General features: G+C 48.4%; 27 protein-coding genes, 1 tRNA gene and 1 pseudogene. All 29 read right to left on the bottom strand.

Going from position 1 to position 16,930, the window contains the following annotated elements; genetic code table 11:
- Positions 1-6: 6 nt before the first annotated feature.
- A pseudogene (locus LAJLEIBI_RS18595) lies at positions 7-737 on the bottom strand (substrate-binding domain-containing protein).
- On the bottom strand, positions 697-840 hold the full coding sequence (locus LAJLEIBI_RS18600) for a hypothetical protein (RefSeq protein ID WP_243133336.1): 144 nt from the start codon (positions 838-840) through the stop codon (positions 697-699). The pseudogene LAJLEIBI_RS18595 and the gene LAJLEIBI_RS18600 overlap by 41 nt, the downstream one beginning before the upstream one ends.
- Before the next feature lie 5 nt (positions 841-845).
- Positions 846-1,052, bottom strand: coding sequence for a LacI family DNA-binding transcriptional regulator (locus LAJLEIBI_RS18605; RefSeq protein ID WP_243133337.1), 207 nt, complete (start codon positions 1,050-1,052; stop codon positions 846-848).
- Positions 1,053-1,200: 148 nt separating this feature from the next.
- A complete protein-coding gene (locus tag LAJLEIBI_RS14910; RefSeq protein WP_170254090.1) occupies positions 1,201-1,584 on the bottom strand; it encodes a VOC family protein in 384 nt (127 codons plus the stop codon).
- A gap of 427 nt (positions 1,585-2,011) precedes the next feature.
- On the bottom strand, positions 2,012-2,389 hold the full coding sequence (locus LAJLEIBI_RS18610; RefSeq protein ID WP_243133338.1) for an amidohydrolase family protein: 378 nt from the start codon (positions 2,387-2,389) through the stop codon (positions 2,012-2,014).
- A 458-nt stretch (positions 2,390-2,847) separates the two neighbouring features.
- On the bottom strand, positions 2,848-2,997 hold the full coding sequence (locus LAJLEIBI_RS18615; protein WP_243133339.1) for a sugar phosphate isomerase family: 150 nt from the start codon (positions 2,995-2,997) through the stop codon (positions 2,848-2,850).
- Positions 2,990-3,121, bottom strand: coding sequence for a hypothetical protein (locus LAJLEIBI_RS18820; RefSeq protein ID WP_279232020.1), 132 nt, complete (start codon positions 3,119-3,121; stop codon positions 2,990-2,992). The genes LAJLEIBI_RS18615 and LAJLEIBI_RS18820 overlap by 8 nt, the downstream gene beginning before the upstream one ends.
- Entirely contained in the window at positions 3,118-3,255 is a 138-nt protein-coding gene (locus tag LAJLEIBI_RS18195) for a hypothetical protein (protein WP_170254091.1), read from the bottom strand. Before LAJLEIBI_RS18195 ends, LAJLEIBI_RS18820 begins: the two co-directional genes overlap by 4 nt.
- Positions 3,256-3,358: 103 nt before the next feature.
- Positions 3,359-3,490, bottom strand: coding sequence for a hypothetical protein (locus LAJLEIBI_RS18825; RefSeq protein ID WP_279232021.1), 132 nt, complete (start codon positions 3,488-3,490; stop codon positions 3,359-3,361).
- An 86-nt stretch (positions 3,491-3,576) separates the two neighbouring features.
- Positions 3,577-3,837, bottom strand: coding sequence for a hypothetical protein (locus LAJLEIBI_RS14925; RefSeq protein WP_149301975.1), 261 nt, complete (start codon positions 3,835-3,837; stop codon positions 3,577-3,579).
- A gap of 204 nt (positions 3,838-4,041) precedes the next feature.
- Entirely contained in the window at positions 4,042-4,368 is a 327-nt protein-coding gene (locus tag LAJLEIBI_RS14930; RefSeq protein ID WP_149301976.1) for an ABC transporter permease subunit, read from the bottom strand.
- Between the two features lie 252 nt (positions 4,369-4,620).
- On the bottom strand, positions 4,621-4,818 hold the full coding sequence (locus LAJLEIBI_RS14935; protein ID WP_149301977.1) for a hypothetical protein: 198 nt from the start codon (positions 4,816-4,818) through the stop codon (positions 4,621-4,623).
- 106 nt (positions 4,819-4,924) lie between these two features.
- A complete protein-coding gene (locus LAJLEIBI_RS14940; RefSeq protein WP_149301978.1) occupies positions 4,925-5,365 on the bottom strand; it encodes a substrate-binding domain-containing protein in 441 nt (146 codons plus the stop codon).
- A gap of 19 nt (positions 5,366-5,384) precedes the next feature.
- Positions 5,385-5,948 carry a substrate-binding domain-containing protein gene (locus tag LAJLEIBI_RS14945; RefSeq protein WP_149301979.1) on the bottom strand — a complete coding sequence of 188 codons (564 nt, stop codon included), beginning with the start codon at positions 5,946-5,948 and terminating at the stop codon, positions 5,385-5,387.
- A 45-nt stretch (positions 5,949-5,993) separates the two neighbouring features.
- Positions 5,994-6,122, bottom strand: a complete 129-nt coding sequence (locus tag LAJLEIBI_RS18830) for a hypothetical protein (protein ID WP_279232022.1) — start codon at positions 6,120-6,122, stop codon at positions 5,994-5,996.
- Between the two features lie 24 nt (positions 6,123-6,146).
- Complete coding sequence (locus tag LAJLEIBI_RS14950) at positions 6,147-6,512, bottom strand: ABC transporter permease (protein WP_170254092.1); 366 nt, start codon at positions 6,510-6,512, stop codon at positions 6,147-6,149.
- A gap of 58 nt (positions 6,513-6,570) precedes the next feature.
- Positions 6,571-6,747, bottom strand: a complete 177-nt coding sequence (locus LAJLEIBI_RS14955; RefSeq protein ID WP_205689563.1) for a hypothetical protein — start codon at positions 6,745-6,747, stop codon at positions 6,571-6,573.
- On the bottom strand, positions 6,729-6,935 hold the full coding sequence (locus tag LAJLEIBI_RS14960; protein WP_149301982.1) for a hypothetical protein: 207 nt from the start codon (positions 6,933-6,935) through the stop codon (positions 6,729-6,731). The genes LAJLEIBI_RS14955 and LAJLEIBI_RS14960 overlap by 19 nt, the downstream gene beginning before the upstream one ends.
- Positions 6,935-7,738 (bottom strand): ABC transporter ATP-binding protein, encoded by an 804-nt coding sequence (locus LAJLEIBI_RS14965; RefSeq protein WP_040435512.1) that lies wholly within the window; start codon positions 7,736-7,738, stop codon positions 6,935-6,937. Before LAJLEIBI_RS14965 ends, LAJLEIBI_RS14960 begins: the two co-directional genes overlap by 1 nt.
- Before the next feature lie 2 nt (positions 7,739-7,740).
- The gene (locus tag LAJLEIBI_RS14970) at positions 7,741-8,625 is read right to left on the bottom strand and encodes an amidohydrolase family protein (protein WP_006442959.1); all 885 of its coding nucleotides are present in this window, start codon (positions 8,623-8,625) and stop codon (positions 7,741-7,743) included.
- Positions 8,588-9,511 carry an amidohydrolase family protein gene (locus LAJLEIBI_RS14975; protein ID WP_006442960.1) on the bottom strand — a complete coding sequence of 308 codons (924 nt, stop codon included), beginning with the start codon at positions 9,509-9,511 and terminating at the stop codon, positions 8,588-8,590. Before LAJLEIBI_RS14975 ends, LAJLEIBI_RS14970 begins: the two co-directional genes overlap by 38 nt.
- Positions 9,505-10,572: a LacI family DNA-binding transcriptional regulator gene (locus LAJLEIBI_RS14980; protein WP_006442961.1), complete on the bottom strand. Its 1,068-nt coding sequence runs from the start codon at positions 10,570-10,572 to the stop codon at positions 9,505-9,507. Before LAJLEIBI_RS14980 ends, LAJLEIBI_RS14975 begins: the two co-directional genes overlap by 7 nt.
- A 493-nt stretch (positions 10,573-11,065) precedes the next feature.
- On the bottom strand, positions 11,066-11,941 hold the full coding sequence (locus LAJLEIBI_RS18835; protein WP_050765505.1) for a collagen-like domain-containing protein: 876 nt from the start codon (positions 11,939-11,941) through the stop codon (positions 11,066-11,068).
- 304 nt (positions 11,942-12,245) lie between these two features.
- Positions 12,246-12,317 (bottom strand) — tRNA-Glu (locus tag LAJLEIBI_RS14990).
- Between the two features lie 73 nt (positions 12,318-12,390).
- Positions 12,391-13,764, bottom strand: a complete 1,374-nt coding sequence (locus LAJLEIBI_RS14995; protein WP_006442964.1) for a sodium-dependent transporter — start codon at positions 13,762-13,764, stop codon at positions 12,391-12,393.
- A 15-nt stretch (positions 13,765-13,779) separates the two neighbouring features.
- On the bottom strand, positions 13,780-14,769 hold the full coding sequence (locus LAJLEIBI_RS15000) for a diacylglycerol/lipid kinase family protein (RefSeq protein WP_006442965.1): 990 nt from the start codon (positions 14,767-14,769) through the stop codon (positions 13,780-13,782).
- A gap of 93 nt (positions 14,770-14,862) precedes the next feature.
- Positions 14,863-15,120 (bottom strand): HPr family phosphocarrier protein, encoded by a 258-nt coding sequence (locus LAJLEIBI_RS15005; protein ID WP_006442966.1) that lies wholly within the window; start codon positions 15,118-15,120, stop codon positions 14,863-14,865.
- Positions 15,121-15,131: 11 nt separating this feature from the next.
- Entirely contained in the window at positions 15,132-16,013 is an 882-nt protein-coding gene (whiA, locus tag LAJLEIBI_RS15010) for a DNA-binding protein WhiA (RefSeq protein WP_040434972.1), read from the bottom strand.
- A 35-nt stretch (positions 16,014-16,048) separates the two neighbouring features.
- Positions 16,049-16,930: an RNase adapter RapZ gene (rapZ, locus tag LAJLEIBI_RS15015; RefSeq protein ID WP_006442970.1), complete on the bottom strand. Its 882-nt coding sequence runs from the start codon at positions 16,928-16,930 to the stop codon at positions 16,049-16,051.

Raw genomic sequence — 16,930 nt, forward strand, 5'->3', positions numbered from 1 at the left:
ACACTTTTAATCCGTCCGGGAACTATTGTCAAGCTTTGCACCGCATGACTCCCGGATAATAAGTTTTGTCTGAAAATAAATCTTCTGCGGCTCCGCTCCGTGCTGAATGCGGTCGATCAAAAGCTCTGCGGCTTTCTGCCCTATCTCTCTGCAGGGCTGGGCAGCCGTAGTCAGACCAGGATGAAACAATGCCGCCCACTCACAGTCGTCAAAAGCCGCGACCGCCATATCCTCCGGCACTTTGATGCCAAGACTGTCAGCGCCTTCATGACTCCGAGCACCATCAGATTATTTGCAGCTATGATCGCCGTCGGACGATCCGCCTGCCTTGCCATCTTCCGGACAATGTCCTTCGTGCGTATCTCGGTGGGAACAGTTCTGGACTCTCCTTCAATCACAAGTGATCCGTCGTAAGGGATGCCATACTTCGCCAGAGAATTTTGGTATCCTCTGATCCGTTCCTCGGTCGTACTGATATTGCGCAGTCCAGCGACAAAAGCGATCCGCCTGTGCCCGAGGGAGATCAGATGATCCGTCAGCTTTTCCATGGATTTTTCATTCTCACTGCCGACCCAGTCACCATTGCCCCAGCATCCGGTCGATATAAACGACCGTATGTCCTTCTCCTCAAAATACTTTCCGACGTATTTCTCAGATTCGGCTGTCGGAGACAGAATGAACCCGTCCACGCAGCGCTCACAAAAGACTGGACGTCTCCAGCTCTCTTTTCGGATCATCGTTGGAATCTGCCAGGAAAACGGTATAATTGTTCAGAATGCACGCATCGCTGATCGCCTTGATGACATCAATAAAGTACTGGTTCTGGATATCAGATATCACAAGCCCTATCGTCCTCGTCTCCGACTTTTCAGAGCCTTCGCCACCAGATTGGGCGTGTAGCCCGTCTCCTCGATCACCTTCAATATCTTATCCTTTGTTCTGTCGCTTACATGCTTCGTGTCATTCAGCACATGGGAGACCGTTGACTTTGAAACGTTTGCAATTCTAGCCACATCGCCAATCGTCACTTTACTTCCGTTGCTTTTCTGCATTTTTCATCTCTTATTTCTTTTAATTTCAGACCTTAAATTTAGGATATCATTAACTATTTTGTTTGTCAATTAATGGTAAAACACTGTGTCTGCGGCATGGCAGCCGCCCATAGGGCAGGGATCTATTTAAGCTCAACAAACTCGATCTTCACGCGGTCCGGCCCATATACCATAATACATCTGCAGGACTTCGGCCTCCACGCTTCTGTCGTCGAGACACCCGGTATTGCAAACGGAACTCCTTCTCTTCCAGAACTTTCTTCGTCTTGTCAAGATCATCCACAAGAAGCGCAAAATGATCTATATTACCGTCTCCTTTAGTGCCCGCCTGGCTTCTGACCGTTTCATCCAGTGACTGCGAAGTCCGATGATCACCCGCCGCACTCCATGAATATAAAATTATTGCCCTCCATTCCTCTTGATCTACAATGATCTGAAATCCCAGATCCTGATAAAACGCAATGCTTTTCTCCAGATCAGATGTAGGAATTCCAATGTGGGCAAGTCCTTTTACTTCTATATTATTACTCAACTTCTCTTCCTCCCGCATCCGTATTCGTCCCAAGCTTATATAAGTCTGAGGCATTTTTCCAGAGGATATCCTCCTTTTGTTCTTCGCTGATCTTACACTCTTTAATATCTGATGGCAGCGTTCCTCTCCCGCAAACAATATTTTTTCGATCCAAGAATAGAAACGGCATGCTCGATCCAGCGGTGGATGTCTACCGGTGGAAACTGTCTGGCCGCATAATGGCGCAGCCATGCCGTGTCAAAGTAAGCGTTCTCAAATCTTTCAGTCAGACAGAGAAATTCTCGGTAAAATTTCCGCCGAAATGCGCAAAGATGATCTTCAGTTTCGGATAACGCTCCAGAACCGCGGCAAACTGATGTGGAAACCCGATACATTCATATTTTGGCGTTTTATCTTCCCGGTTCGTCTGACGGCCAAGTGCTGAATGTCACGATTCCATTGTGAAACAGCAGCGGAATGTCCAGTTCGAGGCATGTCTCATACAGCGGATCCAGCATCGGGTCATCCACAACATAATCTTCAACATATGGATGCATCTTGATACCCCTGACAACACCTTTCCCGACATTATCCTCAGCTCCTTCAGGGAATTCTCCATATCATGGACGTTCACATAACCAATGCCAAACAGCTTATCGCCATATTTTCCTACACTTTCCAGCATTGCCGCGTTTTCCGCCTTTGTCGTTGCAATGCAGGAACAACGGTCTACCTTCTGTTCTTCCATATACTGGAATAACGGTTTGTCGTCATAATCAATAAACTTATCTAAAAAAAATACATGTGCATGTGTGTCAATTACCATTTATTCTACCTCCTTCAAATCCTGTCCCGCTTCTTTGTCCACGATCACCGTACAGTCCCCGTGCAGTCTGAGGATACTTGCAGGCAGTGCCGGCGTGATATCTCCGTATACCATCTTCCGGATGATATCTCTTTTCCGGAACCATTTGCGAGAAGAATGATTTTCTTTGCGGACATAACATTCTTTATCCCCATAGTTACGGCTTCCGCGGCACCTCCTCCGGCGAAGTGAAAAATCTGGCGTTTGCCCGTATTGTTTCTCCTGTCAGCTCTGCGACGTTCACCGCTTCGGTGAAATGATCCGAAGGTTCATTAAAGCCTATATGGCCGTTGCCGCCAATTCCCAGAACCTGTATGTCTGCCGATCCGAGTCTTCTAAGCTGCGCTTCATATTCTTCTGCTATTGCGCCGAAATCCCCTCTGTGCTCTTCGGAAAATGTATATTATCTTTCTTAATGTTTACCTGTCCGAAAAGTGAGTATCCATAAAATAACGAAAACTCTGCGGATGGCTTCCCGAAAGTCCTGCGTATTCATCCAGATTCGCTGTTCTGACTCCTGAAAAATCCACCTTTCCCTCCTCATACATGCGCACGAGCTGTTCATACATGCCGGCCGGAGTCGATCCGGTCGCCAGCCGAGAACACTTTCCGGTTTTCCCGAACCTGCTCCGCTATAATCTGCGCCGCCCATTGGCTCATCTGTCCGTAATCATCTACAACAATCACTTTCATTTGGCATCCCCTCCCTTCTCACATATTTCCTCCAGAGTAGGCGGGCTGTCGATCGCCCCATATCTCTGTACCGCGATGGTGCTTGCCCGTACCGCAAAATCAACCGCATTCGCGTAGAACTCTTCTGCTTCCATCTTCTCTGCAAACGCCCCATAATAGTATAAAATGCAGACATAAATGAATCGCCGCCTCCGGTCACGTCGACTGCCTCCACCGCTTCCGGCCTTCGGCTTACACTCAGCTTCCCGCATAGACAGACGCCGTCTCCGCTCCGTCAGTCACGAGTACGATCTTATCTTCCTCCGCTGCCAGCTTCCGGGGATTCAGCCGTAAGATTTCTGCCTCTTCCTTCGTAAGCAATGATATCACTCACACGTACCAGCTCCTGCACCGACTTATCATCTCATCCCGGGAATCCCATGATCCAGGACGCAAATTCACATCCAGAGAGGTCGTCATCCCTTTTCCCTGGCCCTTCTGATCGCCCTGCCCATACATTCACTCGAAGTTTTCTCCGCCATACCAAGACTTCCATAATGCAGGATCTTTGCATTGTCAAATAACTCTGTAGGAATATCTTCAAATGTCAGCTCCCGTCCGCGCTCTCCTTCCTGTAGATCGCATAACGCGTCATGTCCTCCGAACGGGGCATCACGACGGTTACGGTTGTGACACGGCGTCGGTCTGTCTGAATATAAGAAGTATCTACGCCGCATTCTCCTGCCGTGTCTATGACGCATCTTCCCAGGGCGTCATCCCCACCCTTGCAAGCAGCGCACCCTTGCGCCGAGCTTTCCAAGACCGCACGCCACATTATTCGGCCCCTCCGGCAAGTGCTCTGTAAGGACCCGGAACTCTGTTTTCTTCCGGCACAAAATCCACAAGTGCTTCTCCCATTGTCAAAACATCATATTTTCTCATCATACCTTACCTGCATTCCATCTTAAAAGCCATTTTAAAATAACCGCAACTGCCTTCTCCACCACAACTGCCAGAATCAGAATCCAAACGATTCCCACTACAACGAGATCCGTGGACAAAATCGCAATAAATGCATTTAAGATTCTGCCGACTCCGCTCTTTGCCCCGAGCAATTCGCCTACGATCACAAGTCCCCAGGACCAGCTGCACGCAACTTTGATGGGGCCTGCCATCGACGGCAGGAGACTTGGCAGCAATACGCGGTACGCAACCGTCGTCCTGCCGGCCCCAAGCGTTCTTGCAAAATCAGCCTGTACCGGGTCCAGCTCTTACGCTTCCGCGCCGCCACAAATATCATTGTAAATACATAGAAAATAACGATCCCAATGATCCTCCTGGCTCGTACCGAACCAGAGAAGGAAAAGGAGCAAGGGCCAGCGGCGGTATGGCACGCAAAATATCGACGAGCGGATCAAATATTTCCTGAAAACTTCTAAATCTGACCGTCAGAAACAGACAGATAAAGGCGACTGCTGTTCCTGCCAGCGTCCCGAGCAGATATCGTCCCAGGGTAGCCATCACATGTGTAGAAAAGCCACTGCTCCCGGCTCCTGAAACTGGATCTCCGGACTCTCTGTAATTGTCCCGGCAAACCGGCTCACGATCTTCCACGGGGACGGGACTCTTGTCTCTCCCAGCGAAAACTTGCCCAGATCCATACGGCAAACAATATCATAATGCCGGGCCGCCAAAAAAATGTTTTTTTTCTTTGTCATCTTTTATCCATGTCTGTCCCCTATTTCATTTCTTTTACGGCCTGTTCCGAGAGATTCCTGGCATCCAGATAATTGAAAATAGAATACTGATACTCCGCTTTCTCTTTCAGCTCCAGCGCCGTGCCGTCTGCATTTTCCAGTTTTCAAAGTTAGAATCTGCTTCTGCTTTCAGTTCCTTTAACTCCGCATAAATCTTATCCGCGCTTACGATGTCTGACGGGCCGTACTCTCCGCTTTTAAACATTCCCTCATCCTCGTACATCTTGATCGTTGAACCAATCTCATACTCCCAGTACAGGGCATCTTCCTTATCTTCAAACCAAGGCTTCTGCATATCCCATGTATATAACGGAATGGAAGTTTTATATAATGCCTGTACTTCTTCCTCCGTGAACTCGGTGCCGGCCAACTGGTTCACATAATTCACGTGGATCTTGGCTGCCTCTTTAGGATCATCATTGACATATTGGTTGATCCTGAAGCATACAGACGCAAGCCTCAGCACCGTATCGTGATTTTCTTCCGCCCATTTTCTGTCGTTGTCCATCCATTGTGCAGAATGCTTCTCACTTCCTTTGAGTCCTCTGAAGGCTCTGCAGTCTCCACGATATCCTTGGCAGAAAGGATCGGTACAAATCCCTTGGAAGACAAAGTTGCGGCTGCCGCACGCCGCCGACCTTAAAGTCTGCTCTTCCCGCAAGCATAAGCGCTACCCCGTTGGAGTCATCGATCACTTCATTTTCTACGTCATCCAGCGTCATGCCTGCTTTCTGAAAGCAAAGGTCAATGAACGGTTTGATGGCTGATTCGGACGGATAGGTAAATACTTTTCCTTTCATCTGTCCAAGGGCAGCCTTGATAGCTTCCTCCCCGCTCATGCCTTCTTTGACAAAATCACTGTATGTCTTTGTTCCCTCGGGTGCCATAACACTGTAGCCGAGGAACAGGTTGCTGAAAGCAAATGTCGTAAAGTCGCCCTGCCCCATAGACGGAATAAAGAGGGACGGTGCCCCTGAGGCAAAATCATAGTTGCCTGCGATCAGAACAGAAGGTACTTTATCTGCATCAATGGCATCTACTTTCTCCAGTGTAATACCAACGTCCTCAAAAACTTTTTTCAATGCCCACATACGGAACGGTATGGTCCGGATATGGTTCTGTCGCGAATTTCAGACTCACCTGAGGGATTCCGGCCTCGGTTTTCCTTCTGCGCTTTTGCCTTTGTTGCTGCCGCCTGAACAGCCGGCCAGCGTCAATGCCGCCGTCATTATGAGACATACGGTTACTCTTATCATCTTTTTCATATTTTTCCTCCTTCTTCTCATGCATCATGGCATCCATCGTGTTATCCTGTTTCCTGTCACTTTTACAATCCAGCCGAAGATTGCTGTAAGGACAATGAAAACGATCAATATTATGAGCATCCTGCCCGTTTCCATATACTGCTGTGATACGATCAGCAGCCTTCCGAGACCGTCCTGAGCCGCCAGAAATTCTCCTCCCAGCGCAATGGCCCATGCTACCCCCAGCGCTACCTTTGTAGCATTTATAATGTTGGGCACGATCATCGGTATTATGACATTCGTATATACATCCATATTTTTAGCCCCAAGCGTTCTCGCAAAATTGATCCGGATCCGGTCTGTATTATCAATGGCTTCTATAATGTTTGTCGTATATGATCCAGAGTCCAAATGCGATATATACTATGATCCCGATCTCTTCCCCGCCGAACCAGACGAGGAACAGCTATCAGCGCCAGAAGCGGATATTTCTCAATATCTTCACGACCGGATAGAACATTCCTCTCAGTACGGGCTGCAGTCCGATGATGATCCCCGTGACGACACCGGCTGCTCCGCCGATGAAAAGCCCTGTCACTACGCGTTTTACCGTGATCAGGCTGTTGCTCAAGGACGTACAGCGCATCCGCATAGTTCGGCAGCGCGCTCCCTGAATGCCGCAAACCCGGGCAGTGATTCAGTGAGGACCTTTCCCCATGTCGGCACGAGTACCGCGCTGTATTCCCCGCCGCTTCGGGCGATCAGGGCAGCTATCTGCCAGAAAACTATCAGTCCGGCTGCCGCCAGAATCTTTTTTATATGTTTTGTACCCATTACCGCACCTCACTCTTTACATCGCTCAGCTCCAGCAATTTCCCGAGCAGATAGTCCGAGATTGCGTGAAACTCTGCTGTATTGCGTATTTCAACCGGCCTTGGCCTCGGTATGTCTACTTTGAGTTCCTCCACGATTTTTCCCTTTTCAATCATAATAATGCGGTCGGCCACAAATGTCGCTTCCTCCACATCATGTGTCACAAAGAATGTGGTGAGCGGATTCTTCAGCCGTATCTTCTCCACCTCCACCTGAAGCTCCACCTTCGTCGCATAATCGAGCGGCCCGAACGGCTCGTCCATGAGAAGCAGTTTTGGCTGATTTGCCAGGACCATTGCGATCTGAAGCCGCTTGCGCATGCCGCCCGAAAGCTCCTTTGGATAGAACTTCGTGAACTTTTCCAGATTTACCATTTTAAGGTATTTTGTTATCAGCTGCCCGCGCTCTTCTTTTGGCACTCCGCCCAGCTTCAACGCAAAGTCGACATTATCTCCTACCCGCTTCCACCCAAATACAGCGTCCGCCTGGAATACTACTCCACGCTCCCTGCCCGGTCCCGTGATCTCTTTTCCGTTCAGCCTGCACGTCCCGCCTGTCGGTTCCAGCAGACCCGCAACGATATTCAGAAGTGTCGTCTTCCCGCATCCGCTTCTGCCGACGACGGCTACGAGTTCTCCGTGGGCCACATCGAGGGATATATCATCCAGCGCCTTCATCTTATCCCCGCTCACCGTATTAAATTCAATGCTGACATGTTCAATATTCAGTTCTCCGCTTTGTGTCTTCTTTTCTACTTCGCCCATATTCATCGCGCAACCTCAATCTTCTCAATTCCTAATAATTTTGCAATATTTCCGCCCAGTATCAGTTCTCTGTCCTCCTCGTTGTCCACAAATACATCCAGGATCTTATCTTTTATTCCAGGTATGCCGAGAGGGCCGTCCGTTCCTATTGTAAATTTGCCGGCCCCGCACTGCCTGTATGCCTCCGAAACAGAATAAGGCCCCAGATTGCCTGTCAAGTCCAGAAGCAGATTGTCATATGACGGTGCGATCTCTCCGGTCGTACCGTAACACCAAATGAATCCGGAATGGATCATGAGAAAGACCAGTTTCGGGAAATCCTTGGCAACCTCCGCCACCTGCAGCGCAGTCGTATTGCCGCTGTCCCCGGCGCCATGCACCACGACCGGGAGAACCCTTCCCGTACGTTCCTGCAGTTCCCTCAGCTTGTTCAGCATCGGATACACGACCGTCTTATTATTGATCTCATAGTTATGTGCCGCCGGATTCATCCGCAGCCCTTTCAGCCCGAGATCCACGATACAGCGCTCCAGCTCTCTTGACGACTCATCTGCCACCGGGAGTGTAAACGGTCTCCCCGTCTCGTCCGGCGGGTAGTTCCACGTCTTCGGCGCATCATTCCACGGGTTGACAGTGGCAAGGCCTATCACTCTCTCCGGAAACATGTCCTGGATCTTCGCGACATAATCGTTGCCTATGTATGGATTCCACTTTGGTGTCTGATGGGCGAAGCCCTCATCTGCCTGAAAGACTATCTGTATATCGATTCCGTTCTCATCCATCCATGGAATCAAATCTTCTTCCGCAACGCAGGTGCTCTTCATATTCACACCGATCTTAAAATTTGTATCAATTACCGGCCAGCGATATTTTCCCACGGTTCTCATCCTCCTGTTCCTCATATTTTATCTTTGGTATTCCCAGGTATTCTGCCATGTTTCCGCCCATGACCAGTTCCACTGCCTCCTCGTCGTCCTCTCCGGTCAGGTCTCTGACAATGAGCCGCTTTGTCGTCGCAAGGTCGAATGGACCGTCTGTGCCGATCACGAATTTTCCGGCTCCTTCTTTTTCATATGTCGGTTTTAAAGTTGTCGGGGTGACATTCAGCGTCAGGTCCAGCTTCAGATTATCGATGCCTTCCGCCACATCTCCCGCGGTTCCAAATGCTCTCATATATCCCGCATGAGCCATGAGGAACAAAATGTCCGGAAAGTCTGCGGCGACCTGTGCCAGCTGAGTCGGAGTATTATTCACAGAATCTCCGGCACAGTGCACTACAACAAACAATTTCCGTCCGCATTTTTCCTGAAGCCTGGTCAGCTTTTCCATGATCGGATATATAATACTCTTATTATTGATCTCAAAATCATGTTCCAGCGGATGTAATTTTATGCCCCACAGGCCTAATTCCAGAATAGAACGCTCAAGCTCCTCCAAGGCCTCGTCTCTGATCGGCAGATCCATCTCCTTTCCGTACTTTGACTTCGGCCAGTTATAAGTCTTTGGGGCCTGAAGCCATGGATTGATCGTACACAGACCTATCACTCTGTCAGGGAATTTGTGCTGGATCCTGCTGATATAATCATTTCCTATGTACGGGTTCCAATCCGGTGTCTTATGGACAAACCCTTCATTCACCTGAAAAATCACCTGGATATCCACGCCGTTTTTGTCCATCCATGGAATCAGTTCTTTCTCCGCGTCAAATGTGTTGATGAGACACACTCCTGTGTGATAGTGCGTGTCAATTACCGGCCATCGTTCTTTCACCATTTCTTCACTCCTTCTTTTTTTAATTTATCTTTCAGCAGTATGCCGCACGATTCCCGTATCTCTAACCGGGGATAATATTCCACCTTCTGCAGCGCTGCTGTTGGATTCTTAATTCTCTCTATGAGCAGCTGTACCGCTTTTGTTCCAATATCCCGGCACGGCTGCACGATTGTTGTAATACGCGGTTGAAACAGGTCGGCCCACTCAAAATCATCAAATGCCGCAAGCGCCATATCTTCCGGAACCTTAACATTAAGCTCCTGCAATGTGCGCATAATTCCAATGACCATGAGGTTGTTGGACGCGATGATCGCCGTCGGAAAATTCTCCGTATTTAATATGGCTTTAAAACGTTCTTTTGACCTGACTTTAGCCGGAACAATCCTGGATTCCCCAACGATCAGGAGCGTCTTGTCAAACGGGAGCCCTGCCTCTTTTAATGCACTCTCATACCCTTCGATCCGCTCCTCCGTAGTGTTGATTCCTCTGAGCCCGGAGACAAACGCGATCCTGCGGTGCCCCAGCCCGATCAGGTGGCGGGTCAGTATCTTTGCCGCATTCCGGTTTTCTGTCCCTACCCAGTCCCACTTGTCGTCCAGCGTTCTGTCGATACAAACTGCAGGCAGATTCACACTGTTCAGGTACGGCGCCGCATAATTTCCGGAATGGATCGTCGGCGAAAAGATCAGACCATCTATACATCTTTCCTGAAATGACTTTACCAGCTCTAGTTCCTGTTTCGGATTATCGTCCGAATCACCTAGGATTACCATATATCCGTTTCGCAGCGCTTCTTCATTTACTGCCTGTATCACATCCACGAAAAACTGGTTTGTAATATCGGAGACAATCAAACCTATTGTCTTAGTTTCACTTTTTTTCAGCGCCTTTGCTACATAATTGGGAGTGTAACCCGTTTCATTGATAATACCTGCCACCTTCAGTCTCGTACGGTCACTGACATTCTTTGTACCGTTAATTACATGTGACACCGTGGAAGTAGATACATTGGCCATTTTTGCTATTTGGCTGATCGTGATTTTGCTTTCCTTTTTACTCATTCTTTCCGGTTCCGTTTCTTTGGTAAATCGTTTCGCTACAATCTCAAAAAAAAATTAAAAAATATTATACTTAGTTTTATGTTAATATACATATTTATAGTGTTTGTAGTATGTTTTTAATAATGCAAAATTTAGCGAAACGTTTTTCTTTTGTTTTATAATATCATCTGATACGCTTATTGTCAATATTCTTTTCTGTAAATTAAAAATTGCGCTTTCATCTTACAGTTACCAACATTTAATTCTGTTATTTTTAGATTACAAACAACAATAAAAGTGCCTGTTTAAACTGAACGACACCCCTTAAGTTTGAATTCCAGCTTAAGGGGTGCCATTCGGTTCCAATATCTTTTTACTGTCAATTACGGAGTAAACATAAAGTATCCCCGGACAGAGTCCGATGTAGGTCTATATGAATATCCGCTAAGATCCTGCAGCACGACATCACCTGATGCAAGCGCCGCTGCTCTGTATATTGCTTTAGAATTAGAGTTTAATTCATAGTTTTAATCAACACAACATCTGCCGTAAATGTTTCCGGTGTATTCGCTGCCGTTGATGAGAATGGTATTATGATCCTTCCTTCACTCATGACAGCAGCGCCACAAAGAGTCGCCGCATGTGCAGCATATGCGCTCACTGATAATACACTGTAACCTTCAGGTATGGCAAAATTAATATAAGTGTATGACTGCTGTCCGGCCGATACATTAATGCGGTTCCCCACAGTCCTCTTAATAATATGATCATTCAGGGCGCTGTTTACTGTATCCAACAGCACTTTACCCTGCCGGGCATCAAGGGCGTAACCTTCCTCTGTCGTTTCAAGATTGTTCGCCATATTCACCGGACCGGCCGGTCCCACAGGTCCGCGGTCTCCCTTATCGCCTTTCTCTCCCTTCTCGCCCTGCGGCCCCTGCTCTCCTGCAGTACCGGCATCTCCTTTGTCGCCTTTCGGCCCCTGCGGGCCCGCTGCTCCCGGATCTCCCTTTGGACCCGTGGCTCCGGTTGGCCCCTGCGGGCCTGCTGCTCCTGTGTCTCCTTTGGGTCCTGTGGCTCCCTGCGGACCGGTAGCTCCCGTCGGCCCCTGGGGGCCGGTCAGTCCCTGTGGCCCCGTAGCTCCCTGAGGACCTGTGACTCCGGTCAGTCCCTGAGGCCCCATCGGGCCCGCCTCACCCTTCTCACCCTTCGGGCCGGTGGCCGGCACTCCGGTGTCGGCCTCCCCTATATACCAATTGCCGCTGGCTCCGATGTGAGGCGTGATACCGTCGTCACCTCTTGCCTTAACTCCCGTGTCATAGTTGTTGATAAACCAGTTCCCATTTTCACCGATATAAATTTCCGGTATGAAGCTTGTGTTTTCTTCCATTTTTTGTTCCTCCTTATTATCTGTTTGCTGTATTTTAGCAGCAGCATGCGGGACAAAGAGGGACATAGATAAATATTATTTTTAATTTTGCTTAACACTGCGCTTTATGCATCTTGATTTTACGCCTGATCCCTAGTATACTTTAGCGGACATTAAAACAGGAGCCTTCCGGCTCCATGCTTAATTTCTATATAAAAAGTCTACTGTAAAACCTGAACAGTCCGGACAGCGTCCCCTTCACTTATCAGGATAAAAAAAATCCGCTGAACCCCTGTGTTACAAGGGATTCAGCGGAAAAGTTAAGTGACTCCAAGGGGAATCGAACCCCTGATTCCAGCGTGAGAGGCTAGCGTCTTAACCGCTTGACCATGGAGCCATTATTTCACCTGCCTGTCTATTGTAGCAAAAAAAATCACAATAGACAAGCATTTTTTTTAGAAATTTAAAATTTATTTCATTATCATACTTATATACCCCTGAATAAAGATCACGAACACGATAAGAGGAAGGATAAACGTCAGATAAAACCTGACACCCCGGCCGGACGGAAACTTCATTCCCGCTCCTGCGTTGGCTTCCTTGAGGAAGTTATCCCATCCCCATCCGTACCTTGTCACACAGAACAGCAGATACACCATGGAGCCAAGCGGAAGCAGGTTATTACTCACAATAAAGTCTTCTATGTCCATAATGTTCTTTCCGCCTATTGTAAACGAGGACCAGTCCGTCATCCCGAGTACACACGGAATACTGAGCAGTATGAGAAGAACCCCGTTCACAATCACAGAACGTCTGAGGGGCCAGTCCCACAAGTCGCGCGCAAACTGGATTATATTCTGGAATACCGCAACAATTGTAGAGAGCGCCGCAAAGGTCATGAACAGAAAGAACAGGCTGCCCCACACTCTCCCGCCCGGCATCTCCCGGAATACATTCGGTAGCGTCACGAATACAAGCCCCGGGCCTTCCCCGGGATTTAAGTCAAAGGCAAAGCACGCAGGGAAAATAACAAGTCCCGCCACGACCGCCACAAAGGTATCCAGCGCGGTAATACTTACAGCTTCGCCCGCAAGGCTCCGCTCTTTACCGATGTAACTGCCGAATATGGCAAGTGAACCGACGCCGACACTCAGGGTGAAGAACGCCTGACCCATAGCCGCAAAAACCGCTTCCTTTATCCCTGCCTCCTCCATTTTCCCAAAATCGGGAAGCAGATAGAACTTCAGCCCGTCCGCCGCGTTTGGAAGCGTCACGGCACGTATGACAAGCACGATCATGATGACAAGAAGGCTGGACATCATCACTTTTGTGATCAGCTCCACACCCTTCTGAAGTCCCATGGAGCAGATCAGAAGCGCCGCCACAGAAATGAGAACCATCCAGAAAAGCATCCCGTTCCGGTCAGACGTAAGTGCAGTAAATACCCCCTCTACCTGCGCCGTATCTGCCCCTTCAAAATCGCCCTTCAGCATCTTGACAAAATAAGCGAGCATCCATCCTCCGATCGTCGTGTAGAACATCATGAGCAGATAGTTTCCTGCCATGGAAAAATAGCGGAAGACGTGCCACTTGCTCCCGGCCGGTTCCAGCGCGTTGAACGACATGGCAGAACTTTTCTGGCTTCCTCTTCCTACCGACAGTTCCATGACTACGATCGGAAGTCCCAGTATGACAAGGAAGAACAGATACATGAGTACAAATGCTCCTCCGCCGTATTTTCCTGTGATATAAGGGAAGCGCCAAACATTGCCCAGACCGATGGCACAGCCCGCTGAGATCAGTATAAATCCCAATCTTGAAGAAAACTTTTCTCTTTTTTCCATTTGTCAGTTCCTCTGTTATTTCTCTTCCAGCTGTTTATCTTCCAGCTGTTTCTTTTCCAACTGTTTCTCTTCCAGAAGATATTCCTCCGGGTTCTGCATCAGTTCCCTGATATGCTCCTCCGGCACCATGATCTCAAGCTGCCTGTTCAGGTTCTGAACTTCCACCCTGTCATGAATGCCTCCGAATTCCCCGTCCAGCGTCCACGGTATCTCCTCCAGAGATTCAAACACAATATTGCCTGTCTTGAAAGAATACATGTGCTTCGTGTCCACCTGCTCGATCAGAAGGGCCGCCACTATTTCCTGAAGCTCCAGCGGATTCTTCGGCATCTTGATCAACGTCACTTCAAACACGCCGTCGTCAAAGACCACCTGCTTTCCGATCATATTCCGGAAGCCGCCCACGGATCTGGAGTTCGTCACCATCCCGAATATGAATTCATCCTCTATAGTTTCGCCGTCATGTGTGACTTTAATACGGTATGACGGCACGTTGAACAGTCTCTTTGTCCCTTCCAGCACATAGGCAAGATGCCCGAGAACATTCTTCACCTCCTGCTTTGTCTGGTATGATACGTCGGTAAAGAGTCCAAATGCAGCGATATATACGAAGACGTCGTCATTAAACCTGCCGACATCACACGGAAACACAGCCCCGTTTACCGCATTGTCCGCAGCACTTAACAGTCCTTTCGGTATATGGAGGCTGTTGGCAAAGTCGTTCGTAGTACCGGTCGGAATGTACCCGATAGGAGTCCTGTCGCCGCGCTGCATCATTCCCGTCACTACTTCATCGATCGTGCCGTCTCCTCCGCTGCACACGACGAGATCATAAGAGCCGAACTCATACTGCACCACTTTTTTATACGCGTCCCGGTATGCCTGCGTAGGATATGCGACCACCTCATAACCTGCCTTTACAAAAATATCGATGACATCTGAAAGTTTGGGCTTAAGCAGCCCCTTCCCAGCATGCGGATTATAGATAAATAATAGTCGTCTCATAAGCCCTCCCTTTTTCCTGCGTATAAAAAGGGCATTTTCATGCCCTTCTCATGTATGCCTCGTTAAACATCTCCATTTAACAGGTATGTATTTTTATTTTTTGTCAGAAAGGAATAACTCCAGCCCTTTTGCCGCTTCCTCTTCATCCTTGCCCTCTGCAACCACTGTAAGTTCCTCTCCCTGACATAACCTGAGGGTCATCATTCCCATGATACTCTTGGCATTAATCTTTTTCTCTTCAACCTCGAAGAATACCTGGCTCTGATACTGGCTTGCTTCCTGCACAAGCAGCGCCACCGATCTGTCTTCAGTACTCATGTCCGTTTGGATAGTTACAGGTTTCTTAATCATAATGTTCCTCCTTACTGTTCCCTTAACTTATCAGCTATCTCACTTAACTTTCGCAGCCGGTGGTTTACTCCTGATTTGCCAAGAGGCTCCCGGAGCAGATTCCCCAGCTCTTTCAAAGTTGCCTCCGGATATTCAAGACGTGTAAGGGCAACGTCTCTCAGTCCCTCTGGCAGCTTGTCAAAACCGACGGTTTCCTTTATATAAGAAATATCCTCCATCTGCCTTACGGCAGCAGATACGGTTTTATTGATATTCGCAGTCTCGCAGTTCACCTTCCGGTTCACCGAGTTGCGCATTTCCTTCAGTATCCTCACATTCTCCAGCTCCATCAGCGCGATATGCGCCTCCATGACGTTCAATATATCTACGATCTGTGAGCCTTCCTTCAGATACACTACAAAGGTCTTTTTTCTCGGTACGATCTTTGCATCCATGCCAAAGCTGTTGATAATATCCCGCAGGTGAACCGCTTTTGCCTCGTCACCGCACACGATCTCAAAATGATAAGACTTGCTCGGGTCACTCATGGACCCTGCCGCGAGAAAAGCTCCCCGTATGTAAGAGCGCTTGCAGCAGACAGCCTGCGCAGATGCGTTTTTGACCGCCAGCAGTTCTTTCCCTCTTGCATGGATAAAATAACTGCTGCTGTCCCTGCCCGTATTTCTCCGGACAGCGATATCAGTTCTTATATTAAATGTTTTTTCAATTAATGTAAAGCACTTTCTTGCAACAGCGATATTTTCAGTGTGTACTCCGAGACTGCACGTTCCGCCTGCATCCTCCTGAAACCCGCCGCACATATGCACGATCGCAGACAGTTCCGCAAGACTGCAGTGCCGTGCTTTGGCATAATGCCTGGATAATTCTTCTTTTATATTTCCTGAAAATGACATCTGACTCTCCTTAGACCTCTGTCCGTATAAGGCAATCATCTGGCCTTTGTGACAGCATCCTTTCCGATATCCCGGTGTTCGATCCGTATACCGTACACTTCCGTGTCTTTAAGCTGTTCAAACAGTTCGTTTGCCAGCGTCACGGACCGGTGCTTTCCGCCCGTGCATCCGATACCGATGACGAGCTGCGTCTTGCCTTCCACAATATAATTAGGTATGAGGAACTCTACCAAATCCAGCAGCTTTTCGAGAAATTTCTTCGCCTTGTCATTGTTCATGACATAGTCCCTTACTTCCCGGTCATTGCCACTCTCGGAACGCAGTTCTTCTATATAATACGGGTTCGGCAGAAAGCGTACATCAAATACGAGATCTGCATCATTTGGGATCCCATATTTGAATCCAAAGGAAAGAACCGATATATAAAGATTCTTATATTCTTTGTTCTGGACAAATATCTTATTCAGCTCCGCCTTCAGCTCTCTTGTGAGCATATGGCTCGTGTCCACGAGATAGTCCGCCCTCTTTTTTAAAAATTTAAGCTGTTCTCTCTCCCTCTGTATTCCCTGGTCGACTCTGCTGTCGTTTCCGGACAGGGGGTGGAATCTTCTCGTCTCTTTATACCGCTTGACAAGCACGTTATCACTTGATTCCAGAAAAAGTATCTCGTACTTTAAGCCGGTCATATCCAGTTCATCGAGCACTTTCTCCAGTTCTCGGAAGCTCTGGCCGCTTCGGATATCCACGCCGAGCGCCGCCTTATTTATCTCTGTCCCCGGAACCCGCAGCAGATCCGCCATCTTCGGGATCAACGGCACAGGAAGGTTGTCGACGCAGAAATAGCCCACATCCTCCAGCATCTTAAGCGCCGTACTCTTTCCGGCTCCTGACATTCCGGTAACTATAACAAATCTCAT

Source organism: [Clostridium] hylemonae DSM 15053, assembly GCF_008281175.1.
In the GTDB taxonomy this organism is placed as follows: Bacteria; Bacillota; Clostridia; order Lachnospirales; family Lachnospiraceae; genus Extibacter; species Extibacter hylemonae.

Coding starts and splice junctions, on each gene's coding strand:
- LAJLEIBI_RS18605 (WP_243133337.1), bottom strand. CDS start 1,052: ATGCAGAAAAGCAACGGAAGTAAAGTGACGATTGGCGATGTGGCTAGA.
- LAJLEIBI_RS18610 (WP_243133338.1), bottom strand. CDS start 2,389: ATGGTAATTGACACACATGCACATGTATTTTTTTTAGATAAGTTTATT.
- LAJLEIBI_RS18615 (WP_243133339.1), bottom strand. CDS start 2,997: ATGTATGAACAGCTCGTGCGCATGTATGAGGAGGGAAAGGTGGATTTT.
- LAJLEIBI_RS18820 (WP_279232020.1), bottom strand. CDS start 3,121: ATGAAAGTGATTGTTGTAGATGATTACGGACAGATGAGCCAATGGGCG.
- LAJLEIBI_RS18195 (WP_170254091.1), bottom strand. CDS start 3,255: ATGGAAGCAGAAGAGTTCTACGCGAATGCGGTTGATTTTGCGGTACGG.
- LAJLEIBI_RS14925 (WP_149301975.1), bottom strand. CDS start 3,837: ATGCGGCGTAGATACTTCTTATATTCAGACAGACCGACGCCGTGTCAC.
- LAJLEIBI_RS14935 (WP_149301977.1), bottom strand. CDS start 4,818: ATGACAAAGAAAAAAAACATTTTTTTGGCGGCCCGGCATTATGATATT.
- LAJLEIBI_RS14940 (WP_149301978.1), bottom strand. CDS start 5,365: ATGGACAACGACAGAAAATGGGCGGAAGAAAATCACGATACGGTGCTG.
- LAJLEIBI_RS14945 (WP_149301979.1), bottom strand. CDS start 5,948: ATGTGGGCATTGAAAAAAGTTTTTGAGGACGTTGGTATTACACTGGAG.
- LAJLEIBI_RS18830 (WP_279232022.1), bottom strand. CDS start 6,122: ATGAAAAAGATGATAAGAGTAACCGTATGTCTCATAATGACGGCGGCA.
- LAJLEIBI_RS14955 (WP_205689563.1), bottom strand. CDS start 6,747: ATGCGCTGTACGTCCTTGAGCAACAGCCTGATCACGGTAAAACGCGTA.
- LAJLEIBI_RS14960 (WP_149301982.1), bottom strand. CDS start 6,935: ATGGGTACAAAACATATAAAAAAGATTCTGGCGGCAGCCGGACTGATA.
- LAJLEIBI_RS14965 (WP_040435512.1), bottom strand. CDS start 7,738: ATGGGCGAAGTAGAAAAGAAGACACAAAGCGGAGAACTGAATATTGAA.
- LAJLEIBI_RS14970 (WP_006442959.1), bottom strand. CDS start 8,625: ATGAGAACCGTGGGAAAATATCGCTGGCCGGTAATTGATACAAATTTT.
- LAJLEIBI_RS14975 (WP_006442960.1), bottom strand. CDS start 9,511: ATGGTGAAAGAACGATGGCCGGTAATTGACACGCACTATCACACAGGA.
- LAJLEIBI_RS14980 (WP_006442961.1), bottom strand. CDS start 10,572: ATGAGTAAAAAGGAAAGCAAAATCACGATCAGCCAAATAGCAAAAATG.
- LAJLEIBI_RS18835 (WP_050765505.1), bottom strand. CDS start 11,941: ATGGAAGAAAACACAAGCTTCATACCGGAAATTTATATCGGTGAAAAT.
- LAJLEIBI_RS14995 (WP_006442964.1), bottom strand. CDS start 13,764: ATGGAAAAAAGAGAAAAGTTTTCTTCAAGATTGGGATTTATACTGATC.
- LAJLEIBI_RS15000 (WP_006442965.1), bottom strand. CDS start 14,769: ATGAGACGACTATTATTTATCTATAATCCGCATGCTGGGAAGGGGCTG.
- LAJLEIBI_RS15005 (WP_006442966.1), bottom strand. CDS start 15,120: ATGATTAAGAAACCTGTAACTATCCAAACGGACATGAGTACTGAAGAC.
- whiA (WP_040434972.1), bottom strand. CDS start 16,013: ATGTCATTTTCAGGAAATATAAAAGAAGAATTATCCAGGCATTATGCC.
- rapZ (WP_006442970.1), bottom strand. CDS start 16,930: ATGAGATTTGTTATAGTTACCGGAATGTCAGGAGCCGGAAAGAGTACG.